At 43.2% G+C, this 12946-nt stretch carries 12 protein-coding genes, 1 tRNA gene and 1 other annotated feature; of the genes, 9 read left to right on the forward strand and 4 right to left on the reverse strand.

Translation table 11 applies throughout. The features are described from left to right. The first annotated feature begins 17 nt into the window (after positions 1–17). Positions 18–3245: an efflux RND transporter permease subunit gene (locus tag NOS7524_RS13625; protein ID WP_041555763.1), complete on the forward strand. Its 3228-nt coding sequence runs from the start codon at positions 18–20 to the stop codon at positions 3243–3245. 270 nt (positions 3246–3515) lie between these two features. On the opposite strand, the gene NOS7524_RS13630 is transcribed toward NOS7524_RS13625, so the two are convergent. Then, positions 3516–4460: a glycosyltransferase family 2 protein gene (locus NOS7524_RS13630; RefSeq protein ID WP_015139058.1), complete on the reverse strand. Its 945-nt coding sequence runs from the start codon at positions 4458–4460 to the stop codon at positions 3516–3518. Positions 4461–4730: 270 nt separating this feature from the next. On the opposite strand from NOS7524_RS13630, the gene rplS reads away from it, so the two are divergent. The 8 genes from rplS (at position 4731) to rplL (ending at position 8969) form a co-directional block, all read left to right on the forward strand. Further along, positions 4731–5093, forward strand: coding sequence for a 50S ribosomal protein L19 (gene rplS / locus NOS7524_RS13635; protein ID WP_041555319.1), 363 nt, complete (start codon positions 4731–4733; stop codon positions 5091–5093). A 145-nt stretch (positions 5094–5238) separates the two neighbouring features. Further along, a tRNA-Trp gene (locus NOS7524_RS13640) sits at positions 5239–5311 on the forward strand. Between the two features lie 196 nt (positions 5312–5507). Further along, positions 5508–5729, forward strand: a complete 222-nt coding sequence (secE, locus tag NOS7524_RS13645) for a preprotein translocase subunit SecE (protein WP_015139060.1) — start codon at positions 5508–5510, stop codon at positions 5727–5729. Beyond that, positions 5729–6361, forward strand: coding sequence for a transcription termination/antitermination protein NusG (nusG, locus tag NOS7524_RS13650; protein ID WP_015139061.1), 633 nt, complete (start codon positions 5729–5731; stop codon positions 6359–6361). The genes secE and nusG overlap by 1 nt, the downstream gene beginning before the upstream one ends. Positions 6362–6367: 6 nt before the next feature. After that, positions 6368–6793 (forward strand): 50S ribosomal protein L11, encoded by a 426-nt coding sequence (gene rplK / locus NOS7524_RS13655; RefSeq protein ID WP_015139062.1) that lies wholly within the window; start codon positions 6368–6370, stop codon positions 6791–6793. Between the two features lie 111 nt (positions 6794–6904). Further along, entirely contained in the window at positions 6905–7621 is a 717-nt protein-coding gene (gene rplA / locus NOS7524_RS13660; protein WP_015139063.1) for a 50S ribosomal protein L1, read from the forward strand. Positions 7622–7732: 111 nt separating this feature from the next. Then, positions 7733–7897 (forward strand) — a sequence feature (ribosomal protein L10 leader region). Positions 7898–7957: 60 nt separating this feature from the next. Beyond that, positions 7958–8506, forward strand: coding sequence for a 50S ribosomal protein L10 (rplJ, locus tag NOS7524_RS13665; protein ID WP_015139064.1), 549 nt, complete (start codon positions 7958–7960; stop codon positions 8504–8506). 73 nt (positions 8507–8579) lie between these two features. Further along, positions 8580–8969 (forward strand): 50S ribosomal protein L7/L12, encoded by a 390-nt coding sequence (rplL, locus tag NOS7524_RS13670; protein WP_015139065.1) that lies wholly within the window; start codon positions 8580–8582, stop codon positions 8967–8969. 327 nt (positions 8970–9296) lie between these two features. Here the strand turns inward: rplL and NOS7524_RS13675 are convergent, their stop codons facing one another. The 3 genes from NOS7524_RS13675 to xth form a co-directional block, all read right to left on the reverse strand. Further along, positions 9297–10793 carry an HlyD family efflux transporter periplasmic adaptor subunit gene (locus NOS7524_RS13675; RefSeq protein ID WP_015139066.1) on the reverse strand — a complete coding sequence of 499 codons (1497 nt, stop codon included), beginning with the start codon at positions 10791–10793 and terminating at the stop codon, positions 9297–9299. Positions 10794–10862: 69 nt separating this feature from the next. Next, a complete protein-coding gene (locus tag NOS7524_RS13680; protein WP_015139067.1) occupies positions 10863–11738 on the reverse strand; it encodes an SDR family oxidoreductase in 876 nt (291 codons plus the stop codon). A 316-nt stretch (positions 11739–12054) separates the two neighbouring features. Next, the gene (xth, locus tag NOS7524_RS13685; RefSeq protein ID WP_015139068.1) at positions 12055–12837 is read right to left on the reverse strand and encodes an exodeoxyribonuclease III; all 783 of its coding nucleotides are present in this window, start codon (positions 12835–12837) and stop codon (positions 12055–12057) included. Positions 12838–12946: the final 109 nt, after the last annotated feature.

The raw sequence follows: 12946 nt of genomic DNA on the forward strand, positions 1-12946 counted from the left end.
TGGGAGCAGCGACACAAATGCAGCAAGTGAATAACGGCGGTGGATTTAGTATCAGTGCCATATCCATTCGCAAACATATCGGCACACTCATGCTTACCCTAGCAGTGATAGTTTTAGGTGTATTTTTCATTGCCAAACTACCTGTAGATTTATTACCCTCAATTACCTATCCTCGCATTGGTGTACGGATACAAGCACCTGGTATTTCCCCAGAGGTAGCGATTGATGAAGTGACAAAACCCCTAGAAGAAGCTTTTTCTGCTACTGAGGGCGTGATCCAGGTTTTTTCCCAAACTCGTGAGGGGCAAGTCAGTATAGATTTGTACTTCCAACCTGGAGGTAATATTGACCAAGCCTTGAACGATGCCACAGCCGCCTTTAATAGAGCTAGAAGCACCTTACCAGACACCATTGAATCGCCGCGCTTATTTAAAGTAGACCCTTCCCAGCTACCTGTCTACGAAATGGCACTCACTTCTCCATCCTTGACAGGAGTTGATTTACGAGTGTTTGCCGAAGAAGAACTCGCACGGGAATTAGGTGTTGTCCCTGGAGTGGCTGGGGTAAGTGTATCGGGAGGTTTACAAGAAGAAATTAGAGTCAATCTTGATTTAGACCGCTTGCAAGCTTTAGGTATAGGTTTAACTGATGTTCTAGATGAGTTGAGAAACCGCAACCAAGATATTTCCGGCGGTCGGCTTTTGGGAGTCAATTCTGAGCCACTCACCCGGACTGTAGGACGCTTTAAAAATGCAGATGAAATTAGAAACTTATCTTTTGCAGTTTCCTCCAGTTCAGCTTCCCCAGTCCCCACTCGCCGTGTCTATCTGCGAGACTTTGCTGAAGTTATCGATGGTTCAGAACAACAAAGGATTTATGTTTCCCTCAACGGTGAACCAGCCGTCAAAGTCAGTATTCAAAAGCAGCCAGATGCGAATACGATCAATGTGGTTGATGCTGTCAAAATCCGTTTAGAACAATTGCAAGAATCTGGTGTCGTTCCTGAAGGGACGATCATGACACCCACTTTAGATGAATCCAAATTTATCCGCAATTCTATCTCCAATGTTACAAGTTCTGGGTTGATTGGTACTGGATTGGCGGCGATCGCAGTTCTCTTATTTCTCGGTTCTCTACGACAAACTTTGATTATCGTTGTTGCCATCCCCTTAGCCACCCTAGCAGCAATCATCTTGATGGGGTTATTTGGCTTATCCCTCAACGTTTTTAGTTTGGGTGGTTTAGCCTTGGGTGTGGGTATTGTCGTAGACAACTCCATCGTTATGTTAGAAAACATTGCCGAGGGTGTCGGTATGACTCCTGGTAAGGATAACAAAAGCCGTTTGCGTCCACAACAATTAATTGATCAAGCAGAACAAAGTAGCAGAGAAGTAGAATCGGCGTTGATTGCTTCCACTAGCACTAACTTAGTAGCAGTATTACCATTCTTGCTGATTGGCGGTTTTATCGCTCTATTATTCAACGAATTAATTCTTACTATTAGCTTCTCGGTGGCTGCTTCCATTTTGATTGCAGTTACGGTTGTACCGATGCTCTCCTCCCGGTTATTAGGATGGAAATTTTCGAGTAATTTGGGCAAATTCTGGCTGTTGCAGCAGTTCAATCGCCGCTTTGCAGACACTACCAGGATGTATGGTGGCTTCTTAAGGATTATATTACGCTGGCGGTTAGTAGTAATTGCGATCGCCATTATCCTCTTTGGTGGCAGTAGCTTATGGATGGTTCCTCAAATCCCTCAGCAAATCCTTCCCCGGATTAGTACAGGACAAGCTAATTTATTTGCCCAGTTTCCCCCAGGTACACCCTTAGAAACTAACCGTAAAGTTATGAATGCGGTGGATAAAATCCTCCGCCAACAACCAGAAACAGAATACGTCTTCTCTACCTCTGGCGGTGCGCTGTTTGGGACTAATACAAATGCTAATCCCCTACGTGGTACGAGTAACATTACCCTCACACCCGGTACAGATATCGATGCTTACATTGAACGAGTCACCCAAGCTTTTAACAAGTTAAATTTAGCAGGCATTCGTCTCCGCCTAGCTCCTGGTCAAGTACGAGGTTTAATAGTTAATAATTCCCCTGTCCGCAATGCTGATGTTGACATCATTCTTCAGGGTAATGACTCACAAGCTTTAGAACAAGCTAGTCGTCAAGTCCTCACAGCCTTAGAAGAACGTGCCACCCTAGCTAGATTTCGTCCCGATGCCGATGACAGACAGCCAGAAATTCAAATCCGTCCCGACTGGGAAAGAGTCGCAGCTTTAGGATTAACTACCCAAGATATCGGCAATACAATTCAAACTGCCCTAGAAGGTAGCGTACCCACTCAACTACAACGTGGCAACCGTTTAGTTGATGTCCGAGTCCAGTTAAATGAAACATCTGTACAAACACCGTCTCAACTGGAGAGATTACCTTTATTTGTAGATGGCAATCGTCAAGTCCGCTTAAGCGACGTTGCCCAAATTGCCGAAGACCAAGCCCCCGGAGAGATTCAGCGCATCAATCAACGCCAAGTGATTATCTTTGCAGGCAATTTAACCGAAGGTGCTAGCTTGAGTGCAGCCTTAGCACAAGTACAAGCAGTAGTAGATAGCCTCAACTTACCAGAAGGTGTCAGCATCTTACCCAGTTCAGCCGCCGCATCCAATCAGCAACTACAAGATTCATTGCAACTGTTAGGTGGGTTAGCTACCTTCCTAGTTTTTGTAGTGATGGCAGTACAATACAATTCACTTATCGACCCCTTAGTAATTATGTTCACAATTCCTCTAGCATTAGCTGGTGGGATTTTTGGACTCTACATTACTCAGACTGCCATTGGTGCAACTGTCATAGTTGGTGCAGTCTTACTGGTGGGTATTGTGGTGAACAACGCTATCATCATGGTGGAATTAGCCAACCAAATTCGGGAACGGGAAAAAGTAGACCGCAAAACTGCTATTTTGCAAGCAGCCCCGCAACGTTTACGTCCAGTTTTAATGACTACCATCACCACTGTTTTAGGGATGTTTCCCTTAGCATTAGGAATTGGTGAAGGCTCAGAATTTCTCCAACCTTTGGGTATAGTAGTATTTTCAGGTCTATCCCTAGCAACACTACTGACACTGTTTATTATTCCCTGCTTCTATACCCTACTTCACGATTTACTCGGTGGAACTTGGAGCAAACCTGTGTTAGTTTGGCTACGCTTATGGAAGAAAAATTTCAATAAAGCCTAGTTAGCAGTAGCGCGGCGTTGAGCCGCGTGCTGAGTAAAAAACTCTAGTTTCTCGTCTCTTTACCCTCTGTTATGTAGCTGTAGCCAATGAGATTAGGACATCAGGAAATCATAAAACCATTACCATCAGAGGCTTTTAAACCTGTCCCCTATCCCCTGTCACCTGTCACCTGTCCCCTGCTATACTTGTCCGTCACACTAGACATCTCCAAACAAGAATGTAGAGACGTAGCATTGTTACGTCTCTACTGATTTCATCAGAACGCCTTGTTTAGGCTTCCATTAATACAAATTTATCAATATGGGAATTGTACATATTTAAACGACGTGAATACACAACTTTCCACAAAAGCCACCAAGTGGAAAGATAAAAAATTGATTTATCTAGCATTTTAGAAAAGATTCGTAAGTCTCGTTTTTTCAACGCTACTAGAATCCAATGTAATTTCAGGTAATTTTTGATGTCTTGCAGAGTGGGTAAATAAGATTGGTGTTTTTCATCGATGAAAGTGTAAATCTTCTCTTTCATCATAATGTTTGTATTTAGACGTTGGAGAAAAGAAAATTTTTGGTTATAAGCACCAGTCCAAATTGTGCGGTAAGCCAGGCACTGATTGAGAAAAATGGCATGGCCAAACTGAGCAATGCGAATCCAAGAATCAATATCATCACAGTTGGTATCTAGTTGAGAATCCCAACCACCAGACTGCAAGAAAGCATCTCGGCGACACGCAACCTGAACTGGTGTACCAAATGGTACCAATTCCAAAAGCATACCGTAGTGAATATCAGCTTGGGGAATATAAAAAGCTAAACCAGGGCCAAACCGAGGAGTAAGACTAAGTTCAACTTCATTCTGGTCTACTTGAGCCGCAATGCAAGAACAAATGACAGCATCAGGACACAATGCGATCGCCTTTGTCATTTGTTCAATACAATTAACATCTAAATAGTCATCATCATCTAAAAACTTAATCCAATCACCGCTAGCTTTCTGCACGCCAGCATTAACTGTAGCTGCATGGCCTTGATTGACTTCATTACGGTGATAAACAACGGCATCACCTAAACTTTTAACATACTGTTCTGTTTCATCAGAAGAGCAGTCATCAGCCACCACTACCTCACAAGGAATAGTCTGTTTAAGTGCAGAGTCAATAGCACGGCGTAGCAAATCTAAGCGATTGTAGGTAGAGATAACAATACTAAATGTCATAAATCTCACACCTGTGGCAAAATTATGGTTTTTGTAATATAGCTCTTATGCTCAGATTCCTGTATCAGTAATTTCATCAGTTTTTTAGGACTACTACACAGGGCAACGATAAATTACTACTTAAGGAGCAAATTAGGGATTAAAGAGATAGAGGATTGGGAAATGGCTAAGTCCGGAAAAAATTTCTTCCATCCTTAACCTAAACCAGTGGACTGAAAGATGATTCTGGATTTATGATGGATGATCGTGAGTTTTTTAAGCAGACTAGCTATGAGTGCTCAAGAAATTATTCGCTCCATTGAAGCGGAACAACTAAAATCAAATTTGCCTCAAATTTACGTGGGTGACACCGTAAGAGTAGGCGTGAAAATTAAAGAAGGCGATAAATACCGCGTCCAACCCTACGAGGGAGTTGTAATTGCCATGCGTAACGGCGGTATTAACGAAACTATTACAGTTCGTCGAGTCTTCCAAGGGGTGGGCGTTGAGCGGGTATTCTTATTACATTCTCCCCGCATTGACAGTATTAAAGTATTACGTCGCGGTAAAGTCAGACGTGCTAAACTCTACTATCTGCGCGGTCGTGTCGGTAAGGCTACACGGATTAAGCAACGTTTTGACCGTGCTTTGTAACTCTTTGTTCAGGGTAGGGGGAAAATCTCGGTTAGCAGGCGGCATCTGCCGCTAGTTTACTCACTAAAAAAAATGTGATATAATCGCGATTGTGCATTAAACTAAAAAAAGTTTCAGCACCGCCAACAAACCCAACCCAGCTTGTGCGCTCTTAGTTCAGTTGGTAGAACGCAGGTCTCCAAAACCTGATGTCGGGGGTTCGAGTCCTCCAGGGCGCGCTCGAAAGTAAAAACACAACCCGAATCAGTAGCACGCCTGCTAACATAGCAGATAGTGCTGTTGGTTTCGGGTATAGTTGTTTGATACTTGCAGCTTTTTTGTTTCCAGTTAATTTTTGATGGAGTCAAAGCTGTCAACCTGGATGAAAATTAGCAAAGTATAGCTGTATTGAAAAAGATGGGGGGATAAACGATCGTGGCCAAAAAAAATGAGGCAGAAATCGCAGAAAACGCTGGTGGGTTTAACTTTCTCAATTTCTTTCAAGGAACAAGAGAAGAATTAGAGAAAGTAGTTTGGCCTAGCCGGAAGCAACTTGTCAGCGAATCAGCCGCCGTATTGCTGATGGTGACACTCTCCGCTTCTTTGATCTATTTGGTCGATGGATTGTTTTCTTGGGCAGCAAAACAGGTATTCTGATGACTTTTGCAACAGACGAACCAATGGACTCGGCGTTGCAGTCAGAGGAAACAGCAGAAGCAGCGTCTAATGAAGCACGCTGGTATGCCGTACAGGTGGCCTCAGGCTGCGAAAAGCGGGTAAAAACAAATTTAGAACAGCGCATCCAAACTTTTGACGTGGCTGATAAAATTCTCCAGGTAGAGATTCCCCACACGCCAGCAGTAAAAATCCGCAAGGATGGTAGCCGCCAGCACACAGAGGAAAAAGTTTTTCCGGGCTATGTGCTAGTAAGGATGATGATGGATGATGATACCTGGCAGGTGGTACGTAACACATCCCATGTAATTAACTTTGTGGGAGCCGAACAAAAACGTGGTAGCGGCAAAGGTCGCGGTCACGTTAAACCAGTACCTTTAGGTCACTCAGAAGTAGAGCGGATATTCAAACAAACCACCGAACAAGAGCCAATTGTCAAAATTGACATGGCAACTGGTGATAAGATAGTCGTGCTTTCTGGCCCATTTAAGGACTTTGAAGGTGAGGTAATTGAAGTTAGCCCTGAACGGAGTAAACTCAAAGCCTTGCTGTCAATTTTTGGGCGAGACACACCAGTAGAACTGGAATTTAATCAGGTAGAAAAACAGAGCTAAATCCAAATGGCAAAGAAAGTAGTAGCGGTCATTAAACTGGCCTTGAATGCTGGAAAAGCCAACCCAGCACCCCCAGTTGGCCCTGCGTTGGGTCAACATGGTGTTAATATCATGATGTTCTGCAAAGAGTACAACGCCAAAACAGCAGACCAAGCTGGGATGGTAATTCCTGTAGAAATTTCGGTTTATGAAGACCGGAGTTTTACATTTGTACTCAAAACACCTCCAGCATCAGTATTGATTCGCAAGGCAGCGAAAATTGAAAGAGGTTCCAACGAACCTAATAAAAAGAAAGTTGGTTCAATTACCACAGCGCAACTGCGGGAAATAGCTCAAACCAAACTTCCTGACCTCAACGCTAACGACATAGACGCGGCGATGAAAATTGTGGCAGGAACCGCCAAGAACATGGGTGTAACCGTCCAAGATTGATTGAATTTTGAGTGAGCAATTAGACTCAATTTATAATCAATTTCCCATCTAAAATCCAAAAATTACATTGGGGGAGAGGCATAGCTTCGTCAACAACCCCTGGAGATAAAAATGACACAAAAAGTATCACGTCGCTTGCGAGAATTGCAAGCAAAAGTAGAAGATAAAGAATACGCACCTTTAGATGCTTTAGCCCTCCTGAAAGAGACCGCTACAGCCAAATTTCCCGAAGCTGCGGAAGCACATATCCGTCTAGGTATTGATCCAAAATATACAGATCAACAATTGCGTACCACAGTAGCACTACCCAAAGGCACAGGGCAAGTGGTAAGGGTGGCAGTGATTGCCCGTGGTGAAAAAGTTACAGAAGCCTCCAACTCTGGCGCTGATGTAGTTGGTTCTGAAGAACTAATTGACGAAATCCAAAAAGGCAGAATGGATTTTGACAAATTGATTGCTACACCAGATGTCATGCCACAGGTAGCAAAACTTGGTAAATTGTTAGGTCCTCGTGGTTTAATGCCATCACCAAAAGGTGGTACAGTCACATTTGACATCGCCAGTGCGATCGCGGAATTTAAAGCTGGTAAATTAGAATTCCGGGCTGACCGTACAGGCATAGTTCATGTTATGTTTGGAAAGGCATCCTTCTCGCCAGAAGATTTATTGGTAAACCTGAAGGCGTTACAAGAGACGATTGACCGTAACCGTCCTTCAGGAGCCAAAGGCCGTTATTGGCGTTCAATTTATGTGTCCGCCACAATGGGGCCATCCATTAGAGTCGATGTTGCTGCTCTGCGAGATTATAAACTGACTGAAGTTGCTTAATTAGGGACTGGTAATTACGGACTGGGGACTGGGGAATAGGGAAAAAACAGAAAGTTAATCTTTTTAAACCTTACCTTTTTCCCTGAAACTGATGTCCAATGCTCAATGCCCAAAATTGAATAAGCAAAGCCGGAGACAGCAGGTGCTAATTGCTTAATATCCTGCCGAGGTAGAAGTTCTATTGCCGAAAGTTGCACGAAAATTGTGTGTAACTGTGGCCGCAATAGTCTTGATACTAAACCCCGGCTGAGATAGCTGGGGTTTATTGTTATGCCCTAGTCAGAAAAAACATCACAAAAGAGAAATCGACGATTGTTTTGAGGAGGTGAAACCGACATGGGTAGAACACTAGAAAACAAAAAAGAGATAGTAGCTGAACTCAAAGAAACTTTGAGTGAGTCAACTTTGGCATTGGTAATTGACTATCAAGGGCTGACAGTTGCGGAAATTACAGACTTACGGCGGCGGTTGCGTCCCACTGGCACTATCTGTAAAGTGACGAAGAACACTTTTATGGGTATTGCCATTCAAGACGATGAAAAATGGCAACCCCTGTCGGAGTTGCTGAAGGGTTCATCTGCCTTCTTATTGGTTAAAGAAGATTTTTCTTCTGCAATCAAAGCTTACCAAGATTTCCAAAAAGCCTCCAAGAAGACAGAACTTCGTGGCGGCGTTATGGAAGGTCGCCTACTCAAAGAACCGGATGTCAAAGCTTTAGGAGATTTGCCATCCAAAGAACAACTTATGGCTCAAATTGCTGGAGCTATCAACGCTTTGGCGACAAAGGTAGCCGTAGGTATCAACGAAGTTCCCAGTGGTTTGGCGCGGGCTTTGCAAGCTGTCGCTGATAAGGAAAATAGTGGCGCTGACAGTGCTAGTGAGTAATAGGTAAAGCGGTTATATCCAACCAATTACCTAATTAGCAATTACTAAATCAACAATTACAGGAGTTATATCAATGTCTGCTGCAACCGAACAAATTTTAGAACAATTGAAATCTTTGACTCTGCTAGAAGCTGCTGAATTAGTTAAGCAAATTGAAGAAGCTTTTGGCGTAAGTGCTGCTGCACCAGCTGGTGGCATGATGATGATGGCTGCTCCTGCTGCTGCTGCTGCTGAACCAGTAGAAGAAAAAACCGAGTTCGATGTAATTCTTGAATCTGTTCCAGCTGATAAGAAGATTGCTGTACTGAAAGTTGTACGGGAAATCACTGGTTTAGGTCTGAAAGAAGCAAAAGACTTGGTAGAAGCTGCACCTAAACCAATCAAAGAAGCTATTGCTAAGGAAGCTGCTGAAGACGCTAAGAAGCGGATTGAAGAAGCTGGTGCTAAGGTAACAGTTAAGTAATTAAGGCACGGGATTAATTACTGAAACGTTCTTGTGATGAAAAAAGGAGTCTAAGAAGACTCCTTTTTTGTTGGCTGTTTAATAACTTGTTTTCAATACAGTTTAGTTAAGATAATCTCTCTACCGTTCCAGGAGAGAGGTTTGGAGAGAGACCAGAGTCTATACAATACAAAAGCGATCGCCTAAAATCTCTCTATTAGGCGATCGCTTTCGTTTTTACTGAATTTGGGGTTGGCGATCGCATGACCAATCTTCAAGATGCGATCGTTCTCTTTCTTCCCTTAGTTTAAAGGTGCGTTAGCCTTGCCACGCCAATACCGAAGTTGATTACCTCACAGAAAATGCCTCACTGAATCGGCGAGTTACTGGTTCCATAATGAAAGTCAAAATTGACTTTTTACGAGTGACTATTTCCCCAGTAGCAACCATTCCAGGAGTAAATGCCACTTCTTGACCTCGAACATTCAAAGTGTGTTTATGCAATTGGATTCTGGCGGGAAAAACCAAGCCTAAATCTTTATCGACAATGGCATTGGGGCTGACTTGCACAACTTCACCATCAATTGTGCCGAATTCTTGAAAGGGAAAGGTTGCCATTTTCACTTTTGCTTTCATCCCTTTTTGGATAAAACCAATATCACGGTTGAGGACTTTCACCTCTAGTAATATTTCTTCCCCCTCCGGTAAGATGGACAGCAATTCCTCTCCTGCTTGTACTGGCCCCTTGGTGGCTTTAATTTTATAGATTGTGCCTGCAACGGGAGCTTTAATAGTTTCTCCTTCTTTTTGTTTTCTGGCTTGTTCTAACTGACCAGCTACACCAGTTAGTTCTTCTTGACGCTTATTTATCTGGGTTAAAATTTCACTTTGGCGCTCGGATGCCACACGTTGCAGCTGATTACGGGCTGCTTGATATGCTTCTTGTGCTTGGCGAATTTCTTGTACTTGGGCAGCAATATCTTTTTCTAAGGATGTAACTCTGTCTTGAGCCTCTGTTAAACGATTTTGGGCATTTGTCACTTCATCTTTTGCCCTAGTAATTTCTGTTTGGGTGCGAGTTAATCGTTCTTTAGCTTCTAGGTAATCTACTCTGGGAACAGCACCAGGAGTAATCAGAGTGCGGAGATTTTCTTCTCTACTTTGAGCAATTTCTAAATTGCCTTCAACTTTGGCACTGATGTTTTCTGCATTGACAAGGTTAGTTTGAGCATTAGCAACACTTTTTTTCGCACTGAATAAATTATCTTTTAATCGGGTGAGACGCACTTTGGCTTGATCAATCAGCGCCCGTTGGCGATTGGCTTCTGCTTCTGCTGCTGCTTGACGTGCTTGGTAGTCTTGCAGACGAGATTTTAATAGTTCATCTTGTATGGCACTACCGGTGTTATTAGCACCTGTGCGTTCTGCTTGTAAGCGTTGTAAATCTTCTTGAATTAATTTAGTAGCTTGGGCTAGGCGGGTGACATCAGTTTGTTTTAAGTCTGGGTCACGCTGAATAATAACTTGATCTTTGGTGACGCGATCGCCTTCTTTGACTTTAATGGCGACAATCTCCCCATTACCCAGAGATGTCACAGGACGTACTTGGGTGGAAGCGATTAATTCCCCTTGTGCTACTGCCACCTCATCGATTTCGGAGAAATGCGCCCAGGCGATCGCACCAAATACAACTAAGCTAATCGTTCCTGCTAGCAATCTAGTATAAAGTGCAGGTAATTCTTTAACTGCTTTACCCAGTTCATAGGACAGTTGGTCTTCGGGTCTAGCAAATTGCTGTTTTGTTTGACGTGCTTGAGCTGCATTAGCTAATAGGGAATATTTCATAATTGGGGATTGGGGATTGGGGAAGCAGGGGATGGGTATTCTGTTATATCCCATGCCCCTTGAGCGAATTCAAACTGCTAAATAGCGCCGCAAAAAACTTTCCAATGTTTCTAATTGGAAGTTGAAAGTTTGCTCTAAGTTAGCTATTTCCTCTTTTCTACAGAAAAATTCATCTGACAGCAATGTCCGAAAAGTTCCCAAAGCCTTTTGTGCTTCGGGATTCATTAGTCCCAATACACTCCGTAATCCGTCAACCAATAATAAAGGCGAGTTAATCACTATTGGCTCTTTATTAAAGATGCGGCTAAAGATGTGAGGGATGTCCTCACGGAATAAAATCTCTGGGCCTCCAACTGGAAATATTTGGTTACGAGCGCCTGTAACCTTGACTGAATCTACTACTATCCTGGCTAAATCATCTGTACTCACAATCGAAGTGCGGTTTTTAGGATCACCAATGAGTAAATATAACCCTGTTTCTCGAAATCTTTCCGCCAAAGGCAGCAAATTAGATGCTAATCCGGCTGGACGTAAAATAGTGTAATTTATACCACTAGCAGCTAAATAGCGTTCTACAGCTCGTTTGGCTTTAAATACGGGAGCGTCTTCATAACCTCGGTCAGAGCCGAGTACAGAAATGAAGACAAAGTGCTGTACTCCCATAGCTTTTGCCTGATCAATGAGTGCAATATTAGCACGGTAATCTAAGGAAAGAGCATCGCTATCCGAACCGTGGGTGCTGATGATATATTGAACGCCCTGACAAGCTTTGACGATATCTTTGTCACACTTTAAATCACCGATAAAGATATCTGCTCCTCGGTGTTCTAATTCACCGTAACGCGAGGTAAGGCGGACAAATGCTCGCACAGTCTGCGCCTGTTGGCGTAAGAGTCTTACAACCCGGCGGCCAATGTCTCCTGTTGCTCCTGTGACTAAAAACATAATGATTAGGGATTAGGGATTGGGGATTGGGCATGGGACATAGGGAATGGGGCATAGGGTATCAACAGTCGTCAATTATCAGTTATCAAGTGGCTGATAACTGATAACTGATTTTAGTTTCCCCTGCTTTTTCCTAGTCCCTAGAGGATCGATTCAGTCATGAAAAACCTAACCCCCCAACCCCCTTCCCTAGTAGGGAAGGAGGAGAAAAACTCCCCTCTCCTTGCAGGGGAGGGGCTGGGGGAGGGGTTCTTCTAGGTATACTGAATTGGTGTTCTCGTCCCTAGTACCCAATATCTAATCTAAAAGCTCAACTTTAAAATTCAACAATCACTGGTGCGTGGTCACTTGGTTGGGGTAACTTTCTGGGGGAGATATCAATGGTGCAGCTGGTGGCTCGTTCGTAGAGAACTGGTGTGAGATAGTGATGATCAATTCGCCAACCCATATTGCGACGGAAGGCGGCGGTGCGGTAATCCCACCAACTAAAGTGTCCGCCTTCAGTGGTGAATTTGCGAAAGGCATCAGCAAAGCCTAATTCTAGAACATCTCGTAAAGCTTGACGCTCTGCTGCCGATGCCATGATGTGATTTTCGGCTTTGACTTGTTCGTGAATATCTCTGGCTTCTAGGGCAATATTAAAGTCCCCACATACGCAGATTGCAGGTTCTGCTTGTAGGAGTGTTTGCAAATACTTTCGTAGCACTGTCAGCCAGCGTAACTTATATTCATATTTCTCACTAGCGATCGCTGAACCATTGGGAACATAGAGGTTCACAACCCGAATTCCATCCCATACACCCGTAATTACTCGTTTTTGCTCATTCCAGACTGGATCAATCTCTGGCAAAATCGGCGTGAATCCGTGACTCACATCCTCAAGTGGTTTGAGGCTAATTAAGGCTACGCCGTTATAAGCTTTTTGTCCTGAAATATAAAGGTGATAGCCTAATTCTTCTATGGGCGATCGTGGAAAATCAGCATCTATCACTTTGGTTTCTTGCAAACAGAGAACATCAACGGGATTTTCCTTTAACCAATCAATAACCTGTTCCAAACGAGTCCGAATCGAGTTAACATTCCAAGTGGCTACTTTCATTAGTTGCTTAACAGTCTATAAATGAATAATCAATTTTCAATTTAGATTTTTTTAGAATTATTTAATATTTACCATTTTTCTTTATTTTTTACCATTTCCTCTAAATCAG

Source organism: Nostoc sp. PCC 7524 (genome assembly GCF_000316645.1).
GTDB lineage: Bacteria > Cyanobacteriota > Cyanobacteriia > Cyanobacteriales > Nostocaceae > Trichormus.